Below are 23813 nucleotides of genomic sequence, written 5' to 3'. Positions count from 1 at the left end.
CTGTCATCTTCCATCCATAGTGTGACATGATCGTCACGAAGCGCAGTAAGCGGAGATTGCTATGAAGATCGCGGTACTCGGAGGCGACGGCTTCGTCGGCTGGCCGACCGTCCTGCATTTGTCGCAAGCGGGTCACGAGGTTCACATCGTCGACAATCTCAGCCGCCGCTGGATCGATACCGAGCTTGGCGTTCAATCGCTGACGCCGATGGATTCCATTCAGGAGCGCTGCCGCGTCTGGCGCGAGCTGACGGGCATCCATCTGCGCTTCCATCTCATCGACGTTGCCAGGGAATACGAGCGCTTCAAGAACTGGCTTGCCGAAGAGCGACCGGCGGCGATCATCCACTTCGCCGAGCAGCGCGCGGCGCCCTATTCGATGAAGTCCGACCGCCACAAGAGCTACACCGTCGACAACAATGTCAGCGCCACCCACAACGTGCTCAACGCCATGGTGGCCGCCGACCTCGACGCCCATCTCGTCCACCTCGGCACGATGGGCGTCTATGGCTACGGCACCGTGCGTGCCACCATTCCGGAGGGCTATCTGCCAGTCGGCATCAAGACCGACGAAGGCGCCGTGGAGGAGCGCGAGATCCTCTATCCGGCCAATCCGGGCTCCGTCTATCACATGACCAAGTGTCTGGATCAGCTGCTTTTCCAGTTCTATGCCAAGAATGACAGCCTGCGCATCACCGACCTGCATCAGGGCATCGTCTGGGGCACCAATACCGCCGAGACGAAGATGCACGAGCAGCTCATCAACCGCTTCGACTATGACGGCGATTACGGCACCGTGCTGAACCGCTTCCTCATCCAAGCCGCCGTCGGCTATCCGCTCACCGTGCACGGCACGGGCGGCCAGACACGAGCCTTTATCCATATCCAGGATTCGGTGCGCTGCATTGAACTGGCGCTGAAGAGCCCGCCGGAGGCCGGCGAGCGCGTGAAGATCTTCAACCAGGCGACGGAGACGCACCGGGTGCGCGATCTCGCCGAGCTGGTGGCGAAGATGACCGGCGCGAAGGTCGCCTGTCAGCCCAATCCGCGCAAAGAAGCCGACGAGAACGAGCTTTCCGTTTGCAACAAGCAGTTTCTCGCCCTCGGCCTCGACCCCATCCGCCTGGAGGAGGGGCTCTTGACGGAGGTCATCGATGTGGCGCGCAAATACGCCTACCGCATCGACAAGACCCGCATTCCCTGCGTCTCCGGCTGGACCAAGGAGCGCAACGCGGCCATCAACGTCCAACCGGGTTCGCCCAGGCTGACGGCGGTGTCCTGAGCAGGCAGGATTGCTGGCATGGCCGAGGCGGCCTATGCGACCCTGGTCGCCAACGCTGATTATCTCATCGGCGCGCGGGCGCTGGCCCGCTCGCTGCGGCTGACGGGCTCGGCGGCGCCGCTCCTGGTGCTGGCGCCGGCCGGGCTTGCCGGCCTTGACGAGCTGGAAGGCGAGGGCGCCGAGATCGTCCCCGTTAAGCCCCCGGAAGTCTCCGAAGCCTTCCGTGAGCGGCACACGCGTGAGAAGCAGCATGCGGCAGCGCCCTTCACCCGCGGCGACAAGCCGGCCTTCCACGACCCTTTGATGAACTTCGCCAAGCTGCGCGTCTGGGAGCTGGAGGGCTATGAGCGTATCGTCTTCGTCGACGCCGATGCCATCTTCCTCAAGAACTGCGACCGCCTCTTCGGCTATCCGGAATTTTCCGCCGCGCCCAACGTCTACGACGCGCTCGACGGCTTTCACCGGCTCAATTCCGGCGTCTTCGTCGCCCGTCCCGACAAGCGCTCCTATGCCGCCATGCTGGCTGAGCTCGATCGGCCGCAGGCGTTCTGGCCGCGCACCGACCAGACCTTCCTGCAGAGCTTCTTTCCCGACTGGCACGGCCTGCCCTACACCTACAACGTCCTCCAGTATGTCTATTTCCGCCTGCCGGGTCTGTGGCACTGGCCGGCGATGAAGATCCTGCATTACCAGTACGAAAAGCCCTGGCAGGAGGATCACCCAAGGCGCGCCGAGCTGGCGCCGCTCATCGATCTGTGGTGGTCGGTGCTGGAGGGCGGGGCGCTGCCCGAAAGCCTCGACACGCCGCACAAGGCGGCATGAGCGAAGAGCCGCAGTCCCCCCTCGTCCTCGTCACCGGCGGCACCGGCATCGTCGGCCAGCTCGTCGCCCGCCATCTGGCGGAAAGCGGCTATCGCGTCCGCATCGCCTCGCGCAGGAGGCCGCCCAATGGCCGCTTCGCCTTCGCGCATTCCTGGGTGCCCTTCACGCTCGATCCAAAGGCCGATTTCGGCCCGGCCCTTGATGGCGTCACCCATGTCGTCCATGCCGCCTTCCAGCATGTGCCCGGTCGCTACCGGGGCGGGGAGGGCGACAACCTTGCCGGCTTCCGCCGCGCCAATGTCGACGCTTCGCTGGCCTTCCTGGCGGCGGCGAAGCGGGCCGGCGTGGAGCGCGCGCTGTTCCTTTCAAGCCGCGCCGTCTACGGAAGCCAGAAGGGGCCGCTGCACGAGGATACCCCTCCAGAGCCCGATACTGAGTACGGCAGGGCGAAGCTTGACGTGGAGACGGCCCTGGCGGAGATGTCCGTCCCGCCGCCGCTCGCCGCCGCGCCGCTGGTGCCGCAAGCGGCCGATGCCACGCCGCTTGCCGCGCCCGCCTTGTCTCAGCCCGGCGACGAGGCGCCGGCCGGCTTTGTCGGTGCCTGCCTGCGCGTCACTGGGGTTTACGGTCTGGTGGAGCCTCTGGAGCGAACGAAATGGTTCAGGATCGCCCTGCAAATCCTTGAAGAGAATCTTGAAGTTAAGCCGCGTGCCGCGACGGAAGTGCATGGCGAGGATGTCGGCGCGGCGGCTCGCCTCCTCTTTGAATCATCTTTCGCAAGCCTTGCCGCAAACACCTTCAACTGCTCAGATATTCTCCTCACCAACGCCGAGATCGTCGCCGCGCTCAGAAAGGCGCTCGGCCGGCCGGGGCCCGTTCCGCTAGAAGGCGATAGCAGCGCCGTGGCGGCGATGCGCTGCCCGCGCCTTGAAGCGCTTGGCTGGCGGCCTGGCGGAAGGTCCCTGTTTAATCGGACGATCGAGGCGCTGGCCGAAAGGATAAGGCAAGGCACAGCGCGTCGCACTGCCACTTCCCATTGAATGTCCTACATCGCTCCTCTATCGCATCAACGCCTCGACTTGGCGCGTGGCTCTAAGGAGAACAACGAAAGATGAGCATACCGCCCTTCCGCGAGCATTCGCAGCGCGAGCTTCTTGTCCGCGAGCTGCATGCGCGCCCTTCCGAGCCGTTGCGCGCGCCGCTGCGCATATCGAATTTCGCCAACCTTTCTGGCGAGAAGGCGATGGAGGTCGACCGCGAGCATCTGGCGAAGCTCTGCGCCCGCCTCGGCGGCACGGCGCCGGCGGAGGGGGCCAAGCACCACACCACCGAGCTTGGCGGCCTCACGGTCAAGTGGGAGCGCCATACCGAGTTCTGCTCCTATACCTTCTTCCGCCGCGCCCGTTTCACCAACCCCTTCGCGGAGACGGTGATTGAGGAACTGCCGGCGGACTGGCTGGCGGAGGTGCCGGGAGAGGTGCTCTCGGCGGTGCATCTGGCGCTCGTCCCGGCCGATATGGAGCTGCCCGACGCGGAGGAGATCTCGCTCCAATATTTCAACGGCAACCCGCTTATCGGCAATATCATCGCCGGCGGTAAGGCGCGCGTCTGGGCCGATTTTCGCCTGCATGCGGACCACTTCACCCGCATCCTCATCAAGGATCAGGGGCTCGACGCGCCGCATGCCGGACGCACGGTGCAGCGTCTTATCGAGCTCAACACCTATCGCGCCTTCGCCCTTCTTGCCCTGCCGATCGCCCAGGAGATCAATCCCTGCCTCAGAGGCGTCGACGAGGCGCTCGCCGACATCTCCACGCGCATGGCGGACCGCGAGGACAAGACCAGCGATGCGGAGCTTCTCGGCCGCCTGTCGCAGCTTTCCGCCGACATTGAGAGCATCGCGGCGCGCACCTCCTACCGTTTCGGTGCCTCGCGCGCTTACTACGGCCTGGTCAAGCAGCGGCTTATCGATCTGCGCCTGGAGCGCACCGGCGAGCTTCTGACCATCGACGGCTTCCTGGAGCGGCGCATGGGGCCGGCCATGGCGACCTGCGAATCTACCCATGAGCGCCAGGAGCAGCTTGCCCAGCGGGCGGCGCGCATCGGTTCGTTGTTGCGCGCCCGCGTGGAGGTGGAGCTGGAGGAGCAGAACCAGGACGTGCTTAACTCCATGAACGAGCGCGCCCGCATGCAGCTGAAGCTGCAGCAGACGGTCGAGGGCCTTTCGGTGGTGGCGATCAGCTATTACGCCGTCGGTCTCGTCGGCTATGTCTTCAAGGCCGCCGAGACGGCCGGCGCGCCCATCAATGTCGGCCTGGCCACCGGCCTTGCCGTGCCCTTCGTCGTGGCGCTGGTCTGGTTCGCCGTGCGCAAGCTGCGCAAGGAAGTGGTGAAGAAGCGCCGCAAATAGCGGCGGCCGCCAAGGCCTCGCCGAGCGCTGCGTTTACCCCGCCTTATCCAAATCGGCCGAAGGCGCTGGTCGCGCTTCGGCTTGCTCGGAAGATTCGCCTACCCAGGGTGACGGGAGAGGCGGTCATGGGCGCGGTCATTTCGTTTCGCCGCGGCACGAGCAGAGGCAGATCCGCGCCGCGGCGGCCGCACACGCACCGCAATCGGCGGGTTTCGGCCTTTCTACCGCTGGTGCTGCTCATCGCCGGTTCCGCTATCGCCGCGCTCCTCGTTACGCTGGAAGCGCGACCTCCGGGGCTTCTCGTCAGCGAGGATTTCGCCGTCTGCCGCGGCAAGCGTCAGCCGAGCTGCGTTCTCGACGGCGACACCATTCGCTATCGCGGCGAGCGCATTCGCCTTCTTGGCATCGACACGCCCGAAATCTTCAGTCCCGAATGCGCCAGCGAACGCGAACGGGGACTGAGGGCGACGTCCCGGCTCGTCGAGCTCGTCAACGAAGGGCCGTTCGAGGTGGTCGCGGGATTTGGCCGCGACCGCGATGTCTATGGACGACAGTTACGCCTGCTCGTGCGCGAGGGGCGCTCCCTCGGAGACGTGCTCGTCGACGAGGGCCTGGCGCGGCGCTGGAACGGCAGGCGCGGCGGCTGGTGCGGCTGACAAGCCTCACGCAGCCGCCCTGCCGCCTTATGCGGCCGGCATCGGATGGTGGATGGCGACGTTCTTCACCTGCTGATAAGCGGCGAGCGCCTCCAGCCCCTTCTCGCGACCGAAGCCGGAAAGCTTGTAGCCGCCGAAGGGGAACTCCACGTCGAGGCCGACGGCGAAGGAGTTGATCCACACCTGGCCGGCGCGCAGCCGCTGCGACAGCGCCAGCGCGGCGTTGATGTTGGTGGTGTGGACGCCGGCGACGAGCCCGAAGGGCGAATCGTTGGCGAGCCGCAACGCCTCCTCGGCGCTGTCGAAGGCGATTACCGTCAGCGCCGGGCCAAAAATCTCCTCGCGGGCTATGCGGGCGTCGTTGCTCGCCCCGACGACGAGCGCCGGGCGCACAAAGGCGCCTTGCGCATAGCGCGGATCGGACGGCGTCTCCGCGCCGAGGAGAAGCTCGCCTTCCTGCGCAGCCAGCTCGTAATAGCGCTCCACCTCCTCGCGGTGCCCCTTGCTGATCAAGGGACCCATGTCCGGATCGTCGATGCCGGCGCCGATGCTGAGCTCGCGGATTTGGGCGTGCAGCCTGTCGACCACCTCGTTATGGGCTGAGCGCTCCACCAGGAGCCGCGTGCCGGCGTTGCAGACCTGGCCGCAATGGGTGAGGAAGCCGCCGGCGATGATCGGCAGAACCTTCTCCATCTCGGCATCGGCGAAGAGGATCTGCGGAGACTTGCCGCCAAGCTCCATGGAACAGGGGATGGCGTGCGAGGCGGCCGCGTTGAGGACGCGCTCGCCGGTCGGCACGGAGCCGGTAAAGGTGATCTGGTCGACGCCCTTATGGCGCGCCAGAAGATCGCCGGCGACGGAGCCGCGCCCGTTGACGAGGTTGACCAGCCCGCTCGGCAGACCGGCTTCCTGGCAGGCCTTGACGAATTCGTAGGCGGTGACCGGCGTCTCCGTGGAGGGCTTAATGATGACCGCGCATCCGGCCGCCAGCGCCGGGGCCACGCCGCGGGCAATCAGCTGGAAGGGATAGTTCCAGGGGATCACGTGCAGGCTGACGCCGATCGGCTCCTTGACGGTGAAGTCCGTCCAATCGGGCCCGAGCGGGATCGAGCTGCCTTGCATCTTGTCGACGAAACCGCCGTAGAACTCGAAGAAGCGCGCCGCGCAATCGACCTCCCAATAGGCATCGCGCATCGGCTTGCCGCTGTCGGCGCTCTCCTTGCGGGCGATCTCCTCGCGCCGGCTTAGGATCACCTCGCCGATGCGCTGCAGGATACGGCCGCGCTCGAAAGGCCGCATGCGGTTCCACGGGCCTTCCTCGAAGGCCTTCCTGGCCGCGCCAACGGCGAGCTCGACCTCGCGCTCGCCGCCGCGGGCGAATTCGGCGATCGCCTCTCCAGTGGCGGGGTCGAAGGTCTGGCCGACGCCGTCGCTTCCGTCCGTGATGATCTCATCGCCACAGACGATTGTGGTCTGCGCCGATCCGCTCTCTCTGACGGCCGCCATTGGCGAGGCCGCCGCAAGCGGCACGCCGACCCTCGTTCAGGTGCCGGTGCGCAGCGTCATCAGCCCGTACATGGCCTACATCTCCTGATCCCTCGACGCCAAAAGGAAACACGACATGCAGATCTGGAAGAACGGCGATGCGCAAGGCGTCACGCCGCCGAACCATTTCGGCGGCCTCAACGTCCTCGACATCGTTCCCTTCAAGCGCGGCTTCAGCGTGCAGCTCTCCAAGGCGCCGAAGGGTGGCGGCGGCGAGCTGCACCATCACGATCACTGGTCGCAGGTCTTCTATATCCTGGAGGGCGAGCTGACCTTCGACACGGGCAAGGAGCGCTTCACGCTCACCAAGGGGCAGTCGGTCCTGTTTGAGCCGGGCGACCCGCATTACACGATCAACGAAAGCGATAAGCAGAGCATGGCGCTGGTTATCACCATGGACCATCAATAGTGCGCCGGATCTGTGCCCTGCTAACTTCAGGTCTCGACCCTTGCGGAGTGCCGGGATAGACAGGTCGACATGGCTGAAGCCCAGACAGAATCAAAGCCAGAGGTCGAAAAGGGTGGCCGAAAACCGTCTTCGGCCCACCTCGTCCGCATTCTTGAAGACGATATCCTCAATAACGTCCTGAAGCCTGGCGACCGGCTCGACGAGCAGACGCTGGCGCGCCGCTTCAGCGTTTCGCGCACGCCGGTGCGCGAGGCGCTGCGGCAGCTCGCCTCCAGCGGCCTCCTGGAAATCCGGCGCAACCACGGTGCCACGGTGAAGCGGCTGACGGTCGCCGAGCTGATAGAGATGTTCCAGGTCATGGCGGAATTCGAGGGCCTTTCGGCCCGCCTGTGCGCGCGGCGCGCCATGCCGGACGAGATCGCCGAGATGCGCCGTTTCAACGAGGCGTGCGACGAGCGCGCCAATGCCGGGGATCATCACGGCTTTTATGCCGCCAACAACCGGCTGCATGAGGTGATTTACGCCGCTTCGGGGAACAATTTCCTCGCCGAGGAATGCCGCAAGCTGCGCAACCGCATCAACGTCTATCGCCGACACATCACGTTTCAGCCCCGCCGCATGCAGAATTCGGTCGTCGAGCATGCCCGCATCGTCGACGCCATCGAGGCAGGCGACGAGGAAGCGGCGCACCGGCTGATGCGCCAACATGTCGACCTGCTCGCCGGCTCCGCCGCCGACGTCCTGCAGGCGCTGGAGGCCCGCAACCGGCCCTGAACGGCGTTAGAAGCGACAGATTCCCCCTTTCTTTCCCCCCCAACGCGTCCCGGCGCTCACGCGGCGGCATACGCAATGACGATGGATGATGCCATGCAACTTGTCAGCAACCGTTCGGCCAAGCTCGGAACGCCCCTCAGCGAGAAGGAGCGGAACATCGTCGGCGCCCCCGGCGCGGCCGAGGTGCGCCGCTTCCTGCCGGCCTTTCCGATCTACGCCCCGACGCCGCTGGTGGCGCTGCCGGGCCTGGCCGACAAGCTCGGTGTCGGCGCCATCCATCTGAAGGACGAGGGCCAGCGTTACGGGCTCTCCAGCTTCAAGGCGCTGGGCGGCGCCTATGCCGTCGCCAGGCTGGTGCACGAGCATGTGCAGAAGCGGCTCGGTCGCAAGGTTGCCCCCGCCGAGCTTCTGACCGACGAGGCGAAGGCGATCGCCGCCGAGCTCACCGTTTCCTGCGCCACGGACGGCAATCACGGCCGCTCGGTCGCCGCCGGCGCGCAGATGTTCGGCTGCCGCTGCGTGATCTTCCTGCATGCCCATGTCTCTGAGGGCCGCGAGAAGGCGATCGCCGCTTTCGGCGCGGAGATCCGCCGCACGCCGGGCAATTACGACCAATCGATCGTGGAGGCGAACGAGACGGCTGCCGCAGAGGGTTGGGTCACGGTCTCCGACTTTTCCTGGGAGGGCTACCGCGACATTCCCGGCACTGTCATGCAGGGCTATTCGATCATGATGGCGGAGATCGACGAGGCGGCGCCGCAAGGCTTCACCCATGTCTTCGTCCAGGGTGGTGTCGGCGGGCTGGCTGCCGTCGTCGCCGGGCATTTCTTCGACCGTTTCGGCAGCAATCGGCCCTGCCTCGTCGTCGTGGAGCCGACCCGGGCAACCTGCCTGCAGGCGAGCGCGGCGCGGGATGAGCGCACCGCGATTGAGGCCGGCGAAAGCACTGTCATGGCCATGCTGGAATGCTACGAGCCTTCGCTGGCTGCCTGGGAAATCCTGGAAAAATGCGCCGATTTCTACCTCGACATCCCCGACGAGGCGGCGGTCGCGGCGCTGAAGACGCTGGCGGGGGGTGAGGGCGGCGACCCTTCGCTGACGATTGGCGAATCGGGCACGGCGGGCCTTGCCGGCCTGCAGGCCGCCCTTGCGGACGAGGCGATGCGCGCTGCGCTCGGCCTCGATAAATCCTCGCGCGTGCTTCTCTTCGGAACCGAGGGCGCGACCGATCCGGAGCTCTACCAGAAGCTCCTCAATTCTTAAGGCTGCCCGCAGCGCGGTGGCGCCGACCGCCCGGCCGATCCGGGAGGGCTTTAGCCGCCCTCCCGGATCGGCCGGGCCAACCGCCAGATGGCGTTGCCGTTGAGCGGGGTCTCAGAGACCGGCACGCCGAGCGCGTCGGCGACGGCATTGGCAATCGCCGCCGGCGGTCCAATCGCCCGGTCTCCATCGTGGTGATGGTGATCTGGCTCATCTTCTTCGGCTGGGCGACGCCGACGGAAGCGGCCGCCATCGGCACTTTCCTGACCTTCGTCCTCGCCGCGCTTTACGGCAAGCTCAACTGGAAGCTTCTGCGCGCCGGCGTTGGCCAGGCGACCCAGCTTTCGGTGATGATCCTCATCATCCTGACGGGCTCGGCGGGGTTCAGCCAGCTTCTGTCCTTTTCCGGCGTGACCACGGCGATCACCGGCTTTGCCACCGACCTGCCGGTGCATCCGATCATTCTGCTCATCTTCATGCAGCTCATCGTGGTCTTCCTCGGCATGTTCATCGAGCAGACCTCGATCGTGCTCGTCACCCTGCCGATCTTCCTGCCCATCGTCCATCACATGGGCTGGGATCCGATCTGGTTCGGCATCATCATGATGGTGAACCTGGAGATGGCGACGATCACGCCGCCCTTCGGCCTGTCGCTCTTCGTCATGAAAGGCGTCGCCCCGCCGGGCACCACCATGGTCGACATCTACGGGGCGGCGCTGCCCTTCATCCTCATCAACATCCTGCTCATGGCCCTGATGATTGCCATGCCGTCGCTCGTCTTGTGGCTGCCGAGCTACATGCCCTGACCGCCGGCGCGGCCCCCGGCGGGCCGCGGCCGCACCGCAACGAATAGGCGAGAGCTCATGCCAAAGATCGACCAGGAATTCACCGTCGCCCATGATAGAAGCCTCGTCTGGGAGCGCTTCCAGGATTTGCCTGAGATCGTCGGCTGCATCCCCGGCGCCTCGCTGACGGAGCAGGCGAGCTCGACCCAGGCCAAGGGCCAGATGACCGTCAAGCTCGGCCCGGTGCGCGCCAATTTCGCCGGCGAGGCCGATATCGCGCCCGACCCGGAGAACTTCACCGGCACCATCGAGGGCAAGGGCATGGACAAGAGCCATGCCTCGCGCGCCAAGGCCACGGTCGTCTATGTGCTGGAGGAGGCCGATGGCGGCGCCGCGACGCGGGTGAGGGTCTCCGTCGACTACCCGCTTTCCGGCTCGCTCGCCCAGTTTGCCCGCGGCGGCATCGTCGATGCCATCGCCGATCAGATCACCGAGGAGTTCACCGGCAATCTGGAGGCGCAGCTTGCCGAGAGCGCTGCCGGAAACAGCGCCGGAGCCGGCAGCGGCGAGGCTGCGTCGCCGGAGGCGCCGGCGGCCTCTGCCAGGCCCGCCGAGACGAAGACGGGGGCCGCGCCGGCGGGCGAGCTTAATCTTTTCGCGCTGGTGTGGCGCATGCTGAAGAAGCGCTTCAAGGCGCTCTTCGGTGGCAAATAGGGTTGGCGCCGGCGGGCGGGCGCTTCAGCGCCTTCGCCACATGGAGATGATCATCCACACGCTACCGGCGACGGCGGCGACGAAGCCGAGCATGGCGAAGAAGGAAAGGCCGATCGGCGTCTGCCCGCCGGCCGCGGTCATGACGATCGAGGAGCCGATGACCACGGCGGCGATCAGGATGCCGAGGGTCAGGCGGCTGAGGGCGCGATCGAAATGTTGGATGAGCCGCTCCGTGCGCTCGATATCGACCTTCAGCTCGATGCCCTTCTTGCGCGTGGAGCGCATGAAGGCGGCGACATCGCCCGGCAGGCTCGCCATGAGTTCGGCGAGGCCGGCGATCTCCTCGCGGCTGCGGCTAAGGACGGCGGTGGGCGCGTAATAGGCGAGCGCGGCACGCTCCAGATAGGGCTTGGTCGCCTCCATCACGTCGAAATCGGGGTCGAGCTGCCGCGCCATGCCTTCTAGCGACAGGAAGGCTTTGATAAGCATCGACAGATCGGGCGGCAGAACGAGGTCGTGGCCGCGCATCACCGCGATCCATTCGGTGACGACCTGCGGCAGGTTGAAGGCCTTAAGCGGCGTGGCGTGCACCCGGTCGATGAAGGCTTCCACGTCGCGCGTCAGCGCCGCCTCGTCGATCTCCTCGTCCTCGTCGGCCCATAGGAGAAGGTTGTGCACCGCCGGCCTAGCCCGCCGCTGGACGACCGCCGTCAGCACTTCCACGAGCTGGTGCTGGCGCTGCGCGGTCAGCCGCCCGACCATGCCGAAATCGACGAAGACGATGCGGTTGCCAGGAAGGTAGAAGACGTTGCCCGGATGCGGGTCGGCATGGAAGAAGCCGTCCTGAAAGATCATCTTCAAGACAGCGTCCGCGCCCCGCTCGGCGATCACCTTGCGGTCGAGTCCGGCCCGGTCGACCCTCTCCAGGTCGCGGCCGGGGATGCCGTCGATAAATTCCTGGACGTTGAGCTGCTCGCAGGTCCAGTCCCAATAGACCTTGGGCACGCCGATATCGGCATCGTCCTTGAAGTTCGCCGCCACCCGTTCCGCGTGCCGGCATTCGGCGGCAAGGTCGAGCTCCAGGCGCATGGAGCGGGAAAATTCCGCGGCGATCTCGCGCGGCCGGTAGCGCCGCAGCTCCTTCACCTCCTCCTCGGCGATCTCGGCAAGCCGCATCAGAAGGCGCAGATCCGCCTCCACGATGGCGCGGATGCCGGGCCGGCGGACCTTCAGGACGACCTCCTCGCCGCTCTTCAACCTGGCCCGGTGCACCTGCGCGATGGAGGCGGCGGCGAGCGCCTCTTCCTCCACCTTGGCGAAAATCTCCTCCAGCGAGCCGCCGACATCCTCCTCCACCTGCGCCCTGATCTCGGCGAAGGGCACCGGCGGCGCCCGGTCCTGCAGCTTCTCGAACTCGGCGATGTATTCGGCGGGAAAGAGGTCGACGCGGGTGGAGAGGATCTGGCCGAGCTTGACGAAGCTCGGCCCCATCTCCTCCATCGCCCGCCGCACCCGCTGCGGCGGCTCCAGCGTGGCAAGCTCGGCCGCCTCCTCCCAGTTGAGGAGCTCCCCGGCGCTTTTCAGCGCGTTGCTCATGCCGAGCCGCCGCACCGTGTCGCCGAAACCGAAGCGCATCAGGATTGCGGCGATATGGTTGAGGCGGCCGAGATCGCGGGCGCTCATCAAGGTATCAAGCAGCACGTCTTAGGCTCCGAACCCCTTTCGCCGGACTTCTCCACGAAGAGCGGCGCCGCGCAAGCTATGATCGGGCGGCGCCCGGGAGTAGTCAGGCGCCGATAAATGAGGAAGAGGCCGCGACGATGGACGGCGCCCATGCAAGGCCGAAGGAAGCCGTGCTTCAGGAACTCGCGGTCGAGGCCGAACGCGGCCTGAGCGAGGCGGAAGTGATGCGCCGGCGCGCCCGCTTCGGGCCCAACCGGCTGAGCCTTGCCGACAAGCGCAGCCTCTGGGCGATCCTGCGTGCCCAGCTCACCAGCCTTATCGTCTACCTCCTGGCGGCGGCCGCGCTGCTTTCCTTCGTCCTCGGCGACTGGGCGGAAGGCGCAGCTATCGCCGTCGTTCTTGTCATCAACACCGCCATCGGCTTCTTCACCGAGATGCGGGCGGTGCGCTCCATGGAGGCGCTGAGGCGCCTGGCGAAGATCCATGCGAGCGTGCGCCGGGACGGCGTGGAGCGCTGGCTGTCGGCCGACGACATCGTGCCGGGCGATATCGTCGTGCTGAAGGCGGGCGACGTGGTGCCGGCCGATCTACGCCTTGTGGAAAGCGCCGCCCTGACTTGCGACGAATCCATGCTGACGGGTGAATCGGTGCCGGTGGACAAGGCGACGGAGCCGGTCGCTGAGAACGCGCCGCTCGCCGAGCGCGCCAGCATGGTTTTCAAAGGCACGGCGGTCACCCGCGGCCTCGGCCTTGGCGTCGTCGTCGGCACCGGTATGGCAAGCGAGCTCGGCCGCATCGCCGCGCTCGCCGAAGTGGCCGAGGACGAGGCCTCGCCGCTGGAAAAGCGCCTCGACCGGCTCGGTGGCCAGGTGATCTGGCTGACGCTGGCGCTGACGGCCTTCATCGGCCTTGCCGGCATATTCGGCGGCCAGGATTGGGCGGTGATGCTGAAGACCGCCGTGGCGCTCGCCGTCGCCGCCGTGCCGGAGGGCCTGCCCATCGTCGCCACCGTGGCGCTCGCCCGCGGCATGTGGCGCATGGCCCGCCGCAACGCGCTGATTGAGACACTCTCCGCCGTGGAGACGCTGGGCGCCACCACCGTCATCCTCACCGACAAGACCGGCACCCTAACGCAGAACCGCATGGCGGTGGTGCGCCTGGCGCTGGCCGATGGCGATGTCCGCCTCGCTTCCATGAAGCCGGGTGCAAAGCCAATCTTCACGCTGGATGGTGAGCCCGTGGCTGGCGAGGCGCTGCCGCAGGGGCTCCGCGCCGCTCTGCGCGCCGCCACCCTGTGCAACGAGGCGCGCCTGCCACGGGAGGGAGAAGCGCAGGAGGCCGCGCTCGGTGATCCGATGGAAGTTGCCCTGTTGCGGGCCGGCGCGGCGGCCGGGCTCGACCGCCCGGGGCTCCTGCAAGAGCTGCCGGAGGCGCGCGAGGAGGCTTTCAGCCAGGAGACGCGCATGATGGCGACCTTCCACGGCGAGGCGGGGACGTATCTTCTCGCCGTGAAGGGCGCGCCGGAAGCCGTCATCGCCGCCAGCGATCGCCTCCTGACGCCGGCCGGCGAGACCCCGCTCGACGAAGCGGGAAGACGCGCCTGGCTCGCCCGCAACGAGGAACTGACCGGTGAGGGCCTGCGTGTCCTCGGCGTGGCGCAAAGGCGTGCCGCCTCGTCGCAGGAAGAGCCTTATACGGGCCTCACCCTCATCGGCCTCGTCGGGCTTCTCGACCCGCCCCGGCCGGACGTCGCCGAGGCGCTCGCCGATTGCCGCCGGGCAGGCGTGCGGGTGGTGATGCTGACCGGCGACCATGCCGGCACGGCCAAGGCGGTCGCCCGCGAGATCGGCCTTCCGGGCCATGAGAGCCAGCCCGTGGAGGCCGGCGCGCTCGCCGCGCTTGAGAATCTCGGCGAGGATGAACGCCGGCGCATCCTCCATACGGCGATCTTCGCTCGCGTCAGTCCTGAAATGAAGCTGAACATCGTGGCGCTGCATCAGGCGAGCGGCGAGGTCGTCGCCATGACCGGCGACGGCGTCAACGACGCCCCAGCGCTCAGGCAGGCCGATATCGGCATCGCCATGGGCCAGCGCGGCACCGAGGTGGCGCGCGAGGCCGCCGACATGGTGCTGCGCGACGACGCCTTCCCCTCCATTGTCGCCGCCATGCGCCAGGGCCGCATCATCTTCGGCAATATCCGCAAATTCGTCGTCTATCTGATGTCGTGCAATCTCAGCGAGATTGCCATCATCGGCGTCGCCACGCTCGCCGGCCTGCCTCTGCCGCTCCTGCCGCTGCAGATTCTGTTTCTCAATCTCGTCACCGACGTCTTCCCGGCCTTCGCGCTCGGCGTCGGCGAGGGCGACCCGAATGCCATGCGCCGCCCGCCGCGCGACCCGAGCGAGCCGATCCTGGGGCGTCGGCGCTGGATATCGATCGCCCTCTTCGCCGCCATCATCACCGTGACGACGCTCGGCGCCTTCCTCCTGGCGCTCACCGTCTTCGCCAGATCGGAGGAGGAAGCGCTCACGATCTCGTTCCTGACGCTCGCCTTTGCCCAACTCCTGCATGTCTTCAACATGCGCGAGGCCGATGCCGGCTTCTTCTCCAACGAGGTGACATCAAATCCCTTCGTCTGGGGCGCCCTGGCGCTGTGCGCCGCGCTCATCGGCGCCGCCGTCTACCTCCCCGGCCTTGCCGGCCTTCTCGGCATGACGGAGCCGGATGCGGCCGGATGGATGCTGGTCTTCGGCGCCAGCCTCACCCCGCTCATCCTTGGCCAGATCGTCGTGACGCTGAGCCCGGCTTGGGCGGCCACGCCGCGGCGGCCGGCAGCAAGCCCGGCAGAGCGGCATTGACCGGCTTCCATCCGGCGCTGAAGCTGCGCCCATGGGCGCGGAACGAGAGCAGCGAACGAGAGCAGGGGATGCGGCGGGCGGAGATATCCGCGAGCCCGTCGGGGTCACCGAGAAGGTCGCCTTCCTCAGCCAGCCTGCCGCCTATCATCGGCGGCCGGAGAAGGTGGAGGTGGTGGAGACACACTGGTCCTGGGTCTTTCTGGCTGGCGATTGGGTCTACAAGCTGAAGAAACCGGTCGCCTCGCAGCGCTTCGATTTCACCACGCTCGCTGGCCGCGAAGAGAATTGCCGCAAGGAGGTGGCGCTCAACCGGCGCCTCGCCGGCGAGATCTACGATGGTGTCGCCCGCCTCACCCGCGAGGTGGACGGCCATCTGGCCATCGACGGCGAAGGCGAGATCGTCGACGTTCTGGTGGTCATGCGGCGTCTGCCGGAGGCTTCGATGCTCGACCGGCTGATCGCCCGCCGCGAACTGTCGCCACGGATGGTGACGCGGCTGGCGGCGCGGCTCGCCGGTTTCTATGCCGACCAGCCGCCGGTCCCGCTTGCCCCAGCGGCCTATCGCGAGCGCTTCGGCCGCGAGCTGGCCAGCGACCGCGCCGTTTTTTCCGCTTTCCATGACGGCATCGCCACGCCGCATCTTCTCTTGGCGGAGAGGATGCACGAGGCGCTGCTTGCCAAGGGCGCGCTTCTTGAGGAGCGGGCGCGCGCCGGGCGGATCGTGGAAGGTCATGGCGATTTGCGCCCGGAGCATGTGTGCATGGCCGAGCCCATCGTCATCTTCGACTGTCTGGAGTTCAGCGACGAGCTGCGCCAGGTCGATTCCCTCGACGAGATCGTCTTTCTCGGCCTGGAATGCGCCATGCTCGGCGCCGATTGGGTCGCCCCGCAGCTTCTTGACGAAGTGCAGGCCCGGCTCGGCGTGCCGGCTTCCGGGGAGCTTGTATGCCTTTATACGGCCGCGCGGGCGCTCCTGCGCGCCCGTCTGTGCCTATCCCATCTCCTCGATCCGGTGCCGGCGGCACCCGATCGCTGGCCGCCGCTCGCGGCTCGCTACGCGGCCAAGGCGGATGAAGCCTTGGCGCGCCTTGGCGTCTGAGGGGCCCATGCCGCCTCCACGCAGCTGCGCTCTTGACGGCGCCCGCCGGACGGCTTCTGCTGGAGCATGAGGTTCCGGCATCGGGCCAGTTGAGGCCAGAGATGACCACATTGGCGATCTCTCCGATCGCGTTGCGGCGGCTCTTCGATTATCTCGATTACGCGCCGCAGCCCAAGAGCGGTGATCTTTCGGAGCTTCTCGGCCATTGGCGCGAGAGGCGCGGCGGCAAAGTCCTGCCCTCCTTGGCGGAGATCGACCCGGCCGAGGCTGGCGTTCCGCAGCAATTCTGGTTCATCTTCCGCCCTTCCGATCCACCCGGTGACTTCGTGCTCTCCGCGGGCGCTGAGGCCCTGGCGCCGCTGCTCGGCCCGTGCGCCGCGGGCGACGCCTTGCGGGCCGCGCCCCGCAGCCGCGCCGCAGCGCGGCTGCGCCGCCTCTTCGCGGCCGCCAGCGCCGCTGGCGAGCCGATCCTTGCCGCCTTCGCCAGCCGGGAAGGCGAGCCTGCCCTGGTGGAGGTCCTTGCCGCGCCGCTCGCCGGCGAGGACCCGCGACGACCGGCGATCCTCGGCGGCCTGGCGCTACGCCCGCTCCTGCATGGACCGCGGGGCGGAGCGCGGTATCCCTTGAAGCCGGGAGCGGCCGGCCCGCTTCTCTTCGCTCTCGGCGACAGTCGCGGCCTCGGCGAGGCGATTGCGGACCATGTCGGGCTGGAGCTTGCCGCTCATGAGGAGCGCGATTTTGAGGACGGCGAGCACAAGACGCGTCCGCTCGTGGGTGTGCGCGGCCGCGACGTCTACGTCCTGGCGGGGCTCGCCGGCGGGGCGGGGCAGAGCGCCAACGACCGGCTGTGCCGGCTTCTGTTCTTCATTGCCACGCTGAAGGATGCCGGGGCGGTGCGGGTGACGGCGCTCGCGCCCTATCTTTCCTATGCCCGCAAGGACCGGCAGACCAAGACGCGCGATCCTGTGACCATCCGCTACGTGGCCGAGCTCTTCGAGACCGTCGGCGCCGACGCCCTTCTCACCCTGGAGGCGCACAATCTCGCCGCCTTCCAGAACGCCTTCCGCTGCCTCACCGTCCATCTCGACGCCGACCTTCTCTTCGCCGAGCATTTCGCCGCCATCCTTGGCGAGGCGCCGGCGGCCGTCGCCTCTCCCGATCTCGGCGGCGCGAAGCGGGCCGAGCGCTTCCGCCAGCGCCTGGAGGCGCGGCTCGGCCGTCCCGTCGCCAAGGCCTTCATGGACAAGCAGCGCAGCATGGGAAAGGTGACGGGCGACATCTTTGCCGGCGATGTTGCCGGACGCATCGTCATTGTCGTCGACGACATGATCGCCTCCGGCACGACCATGGCCCGCATGGCCGCCGCCTGCCGCGCCCATGGGGCGGAAGAGGTGCATCTGGCCGCCACGCACGGCCTGTTCTCCGAGGGAGCGCCGGCCCTCATGGAGGCGCGCCAGGCGTCGAGCATTGTCGTTACCGATTCCGTCAGCCCCTTGCGCATCGATCCGGGCCGGCTCGGTGGGCGCCTCAAGGTTCTGTCCGTGGCGCCGCTTCTCGCCGAGGCGCTGGCGCGCTGCCATGCCGGCGGCTCCATCGCGGAATTGCTTGGGCGCTAGGCCCGAAGAAAGAGGAGTGGGCCCATGGCGCCGCAGCCGCAGACGATCCCCTTTGAGGCCTTGAGCCGCCAGGATGTTGCGCTGGTAGGGGGCAAGAACGCCTCGCTGGGAGAAATGGTGCGAAGCCTTGCCGAGCGCGGTATCAAGGTCCCGCCGGGCTTTGCCACCACATCCGCCGCCTTCTGGCGCTTCGTCGAGGCGAACGGGCTGCGCGACCTGCTTGAGACGACGTTTCGCGATCTTGAGGCGGGCCGCCTCTCTCTTGCGCAGGCGGGTCGCGATCTGCGTCAGGCCTTTGTGGAGGGGGAGTGGCCGGCCGAGACGGCGCAGGAGATCCGCGCCGCCTATCGTGTCCTCTCAGAGCGCGCTGGCACGCCGGATCTGTCTGTCGCCGTGCGCTCCAGCGCCACCGCGGAGGATCTGCCGGAAGCGAGCTTCGCCGGCCAGCAGGAGAGTTTTCTCAATATCGCTGGCGAGGCGGCGCTGCTCGATGCCTGCCGCCGCTGCTTCGCCTCGCTCTATACCGACCGGGCGATCAGCTACCGCAAGGCGCATGGCTTCGACCAGCTGAAGGTGGCGCTGTCGGTCGGGGTGCAGCAGATGGTGCGCGCCGATACCGGCGGGGCCGGGGTGATGTTCTCCATCGACACGGAGACCGGTTTTCCCGACGTGGTGATCATCGATGCCGCCTGGGGGCTCGGCGAGAACGTGGTTCAGGGCAGCGTCGATCCCGACGCCTACCAGGTCTTCAAGCCGCTCTTGGCCGAGGCGAGCCTCGTTCCCATCATCGAGAAGAAGAAGGGCGCGAAGGCGAAAAAGCTGATCTATGCGACCGGCGAGGACGGGCCGACGCGCAATGTGCCGACCTCGCGCGCCGAGCGGGCCGCTTTCGTGCTTTCCGACGAGGAGATTCTAACGCTCGCCCGCCACGCGGTGGCGATCGAGGCGCATTGCGGCATGGCGATGGACATGGAATGGGCGCGCGACGGCGACAGCGGCGAGCTTTTTATCCTGCAGGCCCGCCCGGAGACGGTGCAGGCGCGCCGCGCCGCCAACGGCGCCCTGAGGACCTACCGGCTCGGCAAGAAGGGAAGCGAGCTGACGAAGGGGCTTGCCATCGGCGAGGCGATCGCAGCCGGCCGCGTCTGTCTCATCGAGAGCGCCCGCGACATCGATCGCTTCGTCGACGGCGCCGTCCTCGTCACCGGCACCACCGATCCGGACTGGGTGCCGGTGATGAAGCGGGCCGCGGCTATCGTCACAGATCACGGCGGGCGCACCTCGCATGCGGCCATCGTCAGCCGCGAGCTCGGCTTGCCGGCCGTGGTCGGCACCGGCAACGCCACCGACATCTTGCATGACAGCCAGGACGTGACCGTCTCCTGCGCCGAGGGCGAGGAGGGCCATGTCTATGCGGGCATTGCCGATTTCGCCGTCGAGGAGGTCAACCTTGAAGGACTGCCGCAGACCCGCACGGAGGTGATGCTGAACCTTGCCAACCCGGCCGCGGCGCTACGCTGGTGGCGTCTGCCGGCCGACGGCGTGGGCCTGGCGCGCATGGAATTCGTCATCTCCAACGCCATCAAGGTTCACCCCCTGGCACTGACCCGCTTCGACACGCTGAAGGACGAGGAGGCCAAGGCCGAGATCGAGGCCCTGACCAGGGGCTATGCCGATAAGGGCGCGTATTTCGTCACCGAGCTGGCGCGCGGGCTTGCGCGCATCGCCGCGAGCGTCTTCCCGCATCCGGTGATCGTGCGCATGAGCGATTTCAAGACCAACGAATATGCCAGCCTCCTCGGCGGCGCCGAGTTCGAGCCGCAGGAGGAGAACCCGATGCTCGGCTTCCGCGGTGCCTCGCGCTATTATTCGCCGCGCTACCGCGATGGCTTCGCCCTGGAATGTCGGGCGATCCGGCATCTGCGCGAGGTGATGGGCTTCACCAACGTCGTTGTCATGATCCCCTTCTGCCGCTCGCCGGCGGAGGCGGATTGGGTGTTTGAGGCAATGGCGGAGAACGGCCTGAGGCGCGGTGCGAACGGGCTTGAGGTCTATGTCATGTGCGAGATTCCCTCCAACGTCATCCTCGCCCGCGAATTCGCCCGGCGCTTCGACGGCTTCTCCATCGGCTCCAACGATTTGACGCAGCTCACCCTCGGCATCGACCGCGACTCGGAGGAGCTCGCCGGGCTTTTCGACGAGGAGGACGCGGCGGTCGAATGGATGATTGCCACGGTGATCGCCGCCGCCAACCGGGCCGGCGCCAAGATCGGCCTGTGCGGCCAGGCGCCGAGCGATAGGCCGGAATTTGCCGCCTTCCTCGTTGATTGCGGCATCGATTCCATTTCCGTCACGCCCGACAGCTTCGTCGCCGTCAAGCGCAGCGTCGCCGAGGCGGAGGCGCGTTCCGGCAACAGCGAAACGGCGACGGCGGGCTTGCAGGCAGGATAGAGGAGAAAGGCATGAGCTTTCACGACCGCGAGGAGGCGGGAGAGCGCCTCGCCGAGGCGCTTGCCGACTATGCCGAGCGGCGGCCGGTGGTGCTCGCCCTGCCGCGCGGCGGCGTCGTCGTGGCGGCCGGCATTGCGCAGGCGCTCCGCGCCCCTCTCGACCTGGTCCTGGTGCGCAAGATCGGCGTGCCTTTCCAGCCGGAGCTTGCCATGGGCGCTCTGGTCGATGGGCCGGAGCCGCTCGTGGTGCGCAACGAGGACATCATCCGCCTGGCGGGCGTCACCGAAGAGGTCTTCGACGCCGTGCGCGATCGCGAGCTGGAGGAGATCCGCCGCCGCCGCGCCGCCTATCTCGGCGAGCGCCCGCATCCGGGATTGAAGGGCAGGGTGGCGATCGTCGTGGACGACGGCATCGCCACCGGGGCGACGACGCGAGCCGCTCTGCGGGCGGTGCGCCGTCAGGAGCCGCGGGAGCTCGTGCTTGCCGTGCCGGTCGCCCCATCCTCCAGCCTCACGGAGCTGCGGGACGAGGCGGATACCATCGTCTGCCTGGAACGGCATGAGCCCTTCTACGCCATCGGCGCTTATTACCTCGATTTCGATCAGGTCTCCGACGAGGAGGTGAAGGAGACGCTGGCGCGCTTCCCGCTGGAGGCGGCCGAAGAGGCCGAGTGAAGCAAGCAATGGCGGCCCTGGCTAGGCTCGCCGCCCCGTGAGGGCAGCCGCCTTGCGATCAATAGCCCTCGGCGTTGAAGACGGTCACTCCGAAGCGCCGCTCCATGGCACGGGCGAAACGGTACTTCATCTCCGGGCCCTCATAGGGTTGGGGAGGGGCAAGGATCGGCCCGCTCTCCTCCTCCACCCGCAGAGCGACGAAGGTATGCCCGTCCTGCCGGATCTCCGGCAGCGCCGCCGCCAGCGCGCTGATCGTCTCCACCTCGAAGACGCGGCGAATGCCGGCCCCCTCGGCGATGCGGCCGTAGTCGCTTTTCTCCCGGTCGACCATCGGCACGGCACCCACCGTCTGGTAGCAGCGGTTGTCGACGAGGAAATGCTTCAGGTTGCCGGGCGCTTGCGCGGAGGCTGTCAGCAGCGTGCCGAGATTCATGCACAGCGAGCCGTCTCCGTCGAAGATCCACACTTCCCGGTCCGGCATGGTCAGAGCGATGCCGAGCGCGAAGGAGGAGGCAAAGCCCATCGCGCCGTGCATGTAGAAGGTGTTCTCGCATTGCGTGACCTCCCACCATTCATTGGCGGCCATGCCGAGCGCGCAGACGACGACAACCTCGTGGCTGTGCGGATAGAGCTCCGCGAAGCAGTCCCGAAGCTTCATGTCGTGGCCCCCTTCAGGAGCTTGCGCGTCAGGAAGCCGACGACCGGACGCTTCTGGATGCGGCACCACGTATAGGCGTCCGGCAGCTCGGCGACATCGGCCGCCGTGGCGATGCGGAAATGCGGGAAGTCGAGGCTTGCCAGGACCTCCTTCAACCGGCGCCCCTGGACTTCCTGGTAGATCCGGTGATCGTCGCGGCTGCCGCGTTCGCTCGCCAGGATGAGGAGCGGGATCTGGTGCCGCAAGTTGAGTGTCGCGAGCTCGCCGAGACAGGTGAACAGGCCCGTCGCGCCCATGATGGCGAGGGGGCGCGCGCCGGTGAAGAAGGCGCCGCTGGCCACAGCCACGGCCTCCGCTTCGCGCGCGACCGGCACGTGCCGGATGCCGGGCTCGCGGTCGAGGCGTCGAAGGAGCGGCGTCACCCAGTCGTCCGGGAGGCTGGCGGCAAGGCTTACACCGCAGCGCCGCAGGGCGGCGAGAATGTCATCGGCGGGCTCGGCGCTTTGGTTTTCGGCGTGTGGGTCCATACGGGGGGTCCTCCGAGAAAGGGCGAAAGCTTTGTCATGCCGCCGTCTTGCCGATCTGGTTGGCGCGCATGCTGCGCCGTCGGACGTATTTCATTGTCGGGGCGAACAGGACCGACCACAGCGTCAGGAAGACGAGCAACGCCGAGATCGGCCGCAGGAACAGGATGGAGGCGTCCCATTCGGAGATCTGCATGGCGATATGCAGGTTGCGTTCCGCCATGGGAGCGAGGATGAGGGCGAGAATCAGCGGCAGGCGCGGAAAGTCCGCCTTGATCATCAACAGGCCGACGAAGCCGAAACCGACGGTCAAGAGCACGTCGTAGATGTTGAAGCGCAGGGAATAGGCGCCGATCATGCACAAGGTGATCAGGACCGGCGCCAGCGCCCCGATCGGCACCCGGGTGAGCCGCGCCAGGCCTCTTGCGATCGACAGTCCGATCGCGGCCGTAATCACGTTGGAGCAGGCCAGCGCGATGACGATGAGATAGGCGATGTCGAGATGGTCGCGCAGAAATCCCGGCCCGACGTTGAGACCGTGTATCGTCAGCCCACCGAGCAGGACGGCGGTTGAGACGCTGCCGGGAATGCCGAGGCCGAAGAGCGGGATGAGGCTGCCGCCATCCTTGGCGTCGTTGTTGGATTCCGGCGCGACGACGCCCTCCAGATTGCCGGTGCCGAATGTTTCCGGGTGCTTGGATGTGTTTTTCGCGTGGGCATAGGCGACGAAGACGGAGACGCTGCCGCCGACGCCCGGTATGGCCCCGATGAGGACGCCGATGACGGAGGATCGCAAGCACAGGAACCACCGACGCAGGCAGAAGGCCATGCCGCGCAGAACGCCGCCCTTCATCTCCGTCGCGGCGGCACCCTCGGCTATGGTGCGCCGGTGGATGGTCACGTTCATGAGCTCGGCGACGGCGAAGAGGCCGAGGACTACGGCCACCAGCGGCAGCCCGTCCCAGAGATAGGTGCTGCCGAAGGTGAAGCGATACCCGCCTGTGATCGGGTTGAGGCCGATGAAGCTGAGAAGCACGCCGAAGGAGGCGGCGAGGAGACCGGCGGTCATGGAGCGACCGCTGACGACGGCGATCAGCGTCAAACCGAAGATGGCGAGCCAGAAGAGTTCCGGTGGCCCGAAGGCGAGCACCAGATTGCGCAGGACGGGCATGAGCAGGATGACGACGCCGACGCCGAAGAGGGCGCCGAAGACGCAGGCGACCGCCGCCGCGCCGATCGCCTCGCCCGCCCGCCCGGCCTTGGCGGCCGGATAGCCGTCGATGCTCGTGGCAAGGTTCGTCGGCCCGCCCGGCGCGTTGAACAGGATCGCCGAGATCGCCCCGCCGAACTCCACGCCGCCCATGGCCGAGATGAGCAGGATGATTGCCGGATAGACCTCGAAGCCGAAGCTGATCGGGATGAGAAGCGCAAGGGCGACAGCGCCGCCAAGGCCCGGCAACACGCCGACGATGAAGCCGAAAAGTGTCCCGAGGAAGAGGAAGGCAAGGTTCGGCCAGGAGAAGACGACGGCAATCGCCGTCAGCAGGCTTTCCAGCATCCTTCGTCCTTCCCGTTCGCGGTTGCCGCCGCCAT

20 protein-coding genes are annotated in these 23813 nt (G+C 67.2%); 15 read left to right on the top strand and 5 right to left on the bottom strand.

Translation table 11 applies throughout. From position 1 onward, the window contains the following. Nucleotides 1-61: 61 nt before the first annotated feature. From Q331_RS0111265 to Q331_RS0111245, 5 genes are all read left to right on the top strand, one after another. Nucleotides 62-1282 (top strand): NAD-dependent epimerase/dehydratase family protein, encoded by a 1221-nt coding sequence (locus Q331_RS0111265; protein WP_026380765.1) that lies wholly within the window; start codon nucleotides 62-64, stop codon nucleotides 1280-1282. Between the two features lie 18 nt (nucleotides 1283-1300). Then, nucleotides 1301-2104 (top strand): glycosyltransferase, encoded by an 804-nt coding sequence (locus Q331_RS0111260; RefSeq protein WP_026380764.1) that lies wholly within the window; start codon nucleotides 1301-1303, stop codon nucleotides 2102-2104. Then, on the top strand, nucleotides 2101-3144 hold the full coding sequence (locus Q331_RS21230) for an NAD-dependent epimerase/dehydratase family protein (RefSeq protein WP_051631060.1): 1044 nt from the start codon (nucleotides 2101-2103) through the stop codon (nucleotides 3142-3144). The genes Q331_RS0111260 and Q331_RS21230 overlap by 4 nt, the downstream gene beginning before the upstream one ends. A gap of 71 nt (nucleotides 3145-3215) precedes the next feature. Beyond that, nucleotides 3216-4514: a DUF3422 family protein gene (locus Q331_RS0111250; protein ID WP_026380763.1), complete on the top strand. Its 1299-nt coding sequence runs from the start codon at nucleotides 3216-3218 to the stop codon at nucleotides 4512-4514. A gap of 125 nt (nucleotides 4515-4639) precedes the next feature. After that, nucleotides 4640-5170 (top strand): thermonuclease family protein, encoded by a 531-nt coding sequence (locus tag Q331_RS0111245; protein ID WP_084175003.1) that lies wholly within the window; start codon nucleotides 4640-4642, stop codon nucleotides 5168-5170. Between the two features lie 27 nt (nucleotides 5171-5197). On the opposite strand, the gene Q331_RS0111240 is transcribed toward Q331_RS0111245, so the two are convergent. After that, nucleotides 5198-6676: an aldehyde dehydrogenase family protein gene (locus Q331_RS0111240; protein WP_084175002.1), complete on the bottom strand. Its 1479-nt coding sequence runs from the start codon at nucleotides 6674-6676 to the stop codon at nucleotides 5198-5200. Nucleotides 6677-6791: 115 nt separating this feature from the next. Here Q331_RS0111240 and Q331_RS21225 point away from each other — a divergent pair, with 115 nt between their 5' ends. The 5 genes from Q331_RS21225 (at nucleotide 6792) to Q331_RS21215 (ending at nucleotide 10657) form a co-directional block, all read left to right on the top strand. Continuing rightward, on the top strand, nucleotides 6792-7124 hold the full coding sequence (locus tag Q331_RS21225; protein WP_034491907.1) for a cupin domain-containing protein: 333 nt from the start codon (nucleotides 6792-6794) through the stop codon (nucleotides 7122-7124). A 69-nt stretch (nucleotides 7125-7193) separates the two neighbouring features. Then, a complete protein-coding gene (locus Q331_RS0111230; RefSeq protein ID WP_084175001.1) occupies nucleotides 7194-7898 on the top strand; it encodes a GntR family transcriptional regulator in 705 nt (234 codons plus the stop codon). 93 nt (nucleotides 7899-7991) lie between these two features. Beyond that, the gene (locus tag Q331_RS0111225; protein WP_026380759.1) at nucleotides 7992-9161 is read left to right on the top strand and encodes a diaminopropionate ammonia-lyase; all 1170 of its coding nucleotides are present in this window, start codon (nucleotides 7992-7994) and stop codon (nucleotides 9159-9161) included. Next, a complete protein-coding gene (locus Q331_RS21220; protein WP_322786503.1) occupies nucleotides 9086-9964 on the top strand; it encodes a TRAP transporter large permease subunit in 879 nt (292 codons plus the stop codon). Before Q331_RS0111225 ends, Q331_RS21220 begins: the two co-directional genes overlap by 76 nt. Nucleotides 9965-10021: 57 nt before the next feature. Further along, the gene (locus tag Q331_RS21215) at nucleotides 10022-10657 is read left to right on the top strand and encodes an SRPBCC family protein (RefSeq protein ID WP_051631059.1); all 636 of its coding nucleotides are present in this window, start codon (nucleotides 10022-10024) and stop codon (nucleotides 10655-10657) included. A gap of 24 nt (nucleotides 10658-10681) precedes the next feature. On the opposite strand, the gene Q331_RS0111210 is transcribed toward Q331_RS21215, so the two are convergent. Beyond that, nucleotides 10682-12358, bottom strand: a complete 1677-nt coding sequence (locus Q331_RS0111210; protein ID WP_026380758.1) for an ABC1 kinase family protein — start codon at nucleotides 12356-12358, stop codon at nucleotides 10682-10684. A 119-nt stretch (nucleotides 12359-12477) separates the two neighbouring features. Between Q331_RS0111210 and Q331_RS0111205 the strand changes: the two genes are divergently transcribed. The 5 genes from Q331_RS0111205 to Q331_RS0111185 all read left to right on the top strand — a co-directional run bounded on the left by Q331_RS0111205 (nucleotide 12478) and on the right by Q331_RS0111185 (nucleotide 21038). Beyond that, nucleotides 12478-15198 (top strand): cation-translocating P-type ATPase, encoded by a 2721-nt coding sequence (locus Q331_RS0111205; RefSeq protein WP_026380757.1) that lies wholly within the window; start codon nucleotides 12478-12480, stop codon nucleotides 15196-15198. Nucleotides 15199-15229: 31 nt separating this feature from the next. Next, a complete protein-coding gene (locus Q331_RS0111200; protein WP_051631058.1) occupies nucleotides 15230-16297 on the top strand; it encodes a hypothetical protein in 1068 nt (355 codons plus the stop codon). A gap of 101 nt (nucleotides 16298-16398) precedes the next feature. Continuing rightward, nucleotides 16399-17913 (top strand): ribose-phosphate diphosphokinase, encoded by a 1515-nt coding sequence (locus Q331_RS0111195; protein WP_084175000.1) that lies wholly within the window; start codon nucleotides 16399-16401, stop codon nucleotides 17911-17913. A 24-nt stretch (nucleotides 17914-17937) separates the two neighbouring features. Continuing rightward, nucleotides 17938-20364 carry a phosphoenolpyruvate synthase gene (gene ppsA / locus Q331_RS0111190; protein ID WP_026380754.1) on the top strand — a complete coding sequence of 809 codons (2427 nt, stop codon included), beginning with the start codon at nucleotides 17938-17940 and terminating at the stop codon, nucleotides 20362-20364. 11 nt (nucleotides 20365-20375) lie between these two features. After that, nucleotides 20376-21038 (top strand): phosphoribosyltransferase, encoded by a 663-nt coding sequence (locus Q331_RS0111185; RefSeq protein WP_026380753.1) that lies wholly within the window; start codon nucleotides 20376-20378, stop codon nucleotides 21036-21038. Nucleotides 21039-21096: 58 nt separating this feature from the next. Here the strand turns inward: Q331_RS0111185 and Q331_RS23060 are convergent, their stop codons facing one another. The 3 genes from Q331_RS23060 to Q331_RS0111170 are packed head-to-tail and all read right to left on the bottom strand — an operon-like array spanning nucleotide 21097 to nucleotide 23778. Then, nucleotides 21097-21696, bottom strand: coding sequence for a thiamine pyrophosphate-dependent enzyme (locus Q331_RS23060; protein ID WP_051631057.1), 600 nt, complete (start codon nucleotides 21694-21696; stop codon nucleotides 21097-21099). Next, on the bottom strand, nucleotides 21693-22223 hold the full coding sequence (locus tag Q331_RS0111175; RefSeq protein WP_026380752.1) for a thiamine pyrophosphate-binding protein: 531 nt from the start codon (nucleotides 22221-22223) through the stop codon (nucleotides 21693-21695). The genes Q331_RS23060 and Q331_RS0111175 overlap by 4 nt, the downstream gene beginning before the upstream one ends. Nucleotides 22224-22257: 34 nt before the next feature. After that, on the bottom strand, nucleotides 22258-23778 hold the full coding sequence (locus Q331_RS0111170) for a tripartite tricarboxylate transporter permease (protein WP_026380751.1): 1521 nt from the start codon (nucleotides 23776-23778) through the stop codon (nucleotides 22258-22260). Nucleotides 23779-23813 lie beyond the last annotated feature (35 nt).

The organism is Afifella pfennigii DSM 17143 (assembly GCF_000688515.1).
Lineage (GTDB): Bacteria > Pseudomonadota > Alphaproteobacteria > Rhizobiales > Afifellaceae > Afifella > Afifella pfennigii.
Note: the sequence above shows the minus strand (reverse complement) of the source record. Positions and strands in the feature narration are given on the sequence as shown.

Bases quoted from the DNA above. Each gene is read 5' to 3' on its own strand.
- Q331_RS0111225 (WP_026380759.1), top strand. From the start codon at position 7,992: ATGCAACTTGTCAGCAACCGTTCGGCCAAGCTCGGAACGCCCCTCAGC.
- Q331_RS0111250 (WP_026380763.1), top strand. From the start codon at position 3,216: ATGAGCATACCGCCCTTCCGCGAGCATTCGCAGCGCGAGCTTCTTGTC.
- Q331_RS0111175 (WP_026380752.1), bottom strand. From the start codon at position 22,223: ATGGACCCACACGCCGAAAACCAAAGCGCCGAGCCCGCCGATGACATT.
- Q331_RS0111200 (WP_051631058.1), top strand. From the start codon at position 15,230: ATGGGCGCGGAACGAGAGCAGCGAACGAGAGCAGGGGATGCGGCGGGC.
- Q331_RS23060 (WP_051631057.1), bottom strand. From the start codon at position 21,696: ATGAAGCTTCGGGACTGCTTCGCGGAGCTCTATCCGCACAGCCACGAG.
- Q331_RS0111230 (WP_084175001.1), top strand. From the start codon at position 7,194: ATGGCTGAAGCCCAGACAGAATCAAAGCCAGAGGTCGAAAAGGGTGGC.
- Q331_RS0111260 (WP_026380764.1), top strand. From the start codon at position 1,301: ATGGCCGAGGCGGCCTATGCGACCCTGGTCGCCAACGCTGATTATCTC.
- Q331_RS0111265 (WP_026380765.1), top strand. From the start codon at position 62: ATGAAGATCGCGGTACTCGGAGGCGACGGCTTCGTCGGCTGGCCGACC.
- Q331_RS0111205 (WP_026380757.1), top strand. From the start codon at position 12,478: ATGGACGGCGCCCATGCAAGGCCGAAGGAAGCCGTGCTTCAGGAACTC.
- Q331_RS0111245 (WP_084175003.1), top strand. From the start codon at position 4,640: ATGGGCGCGGTCATTTCGTTTCGCCGCGGCACGAGCAGAGGCAGATCC.
- Q331_RS0111195 (WP_084175000.1), top strand. From the start codon at position 16,399: ATGACCACATTGGCGATCTCTCCGATCGCGTTGCGGCGGCTCTTCGAT.
- Q331_RS21215 (WP_051631059.1), top strand. From the start codon at position 10,022: ATGCCAAAGATCGACCAGGAATTCACCGTCGCCCATGATAGAAGCCTC.
- Q331_RS0111185 (WP_026380753.1), top strand. From the start codon at position 20,376: ATGAGCTTTCACGACCGCGAGGAGGCGGGAGAGCGCCTCGCCGAGGCG.
- Q331_RS0111170 (WP_026380751.1), bottom strand. From the start codon at position 23,778: ATGCTGGAAAGCCTGCTGACGGCGATTGCCGTCGTCTTCTCCTGGCCG.
- Q331_RS0111240 (WP_084175002.1), bottom strand. From the start codon at position 6,676: ATGGCGGCCGTCAGAGAGAGCGGATCGGCGCAGACCACAATCGTCTGT.
- ppsA (WP_026380754.1), top strand. From the start codon at position 17,938: ATGGCGCCGCAGCCGCAGACGATCCCCTTTGAGGCCTTGAGCCGCCAG.
- Q331_RS21230 (WP_051631060.1), top strand. From the start codon at position 2,101: ATGAGCGAAGAGCCGCAGTCCCCCCTCGTCCTCGTCACCGGCGGCACC.
- Q331_RS21225 (WP_034491907.1), top strand. From the start codon at position 6,792: ATGCAGATCTGGAAGAACGGCGATGCGCAAGGCGTCACGCCGCCGAAC.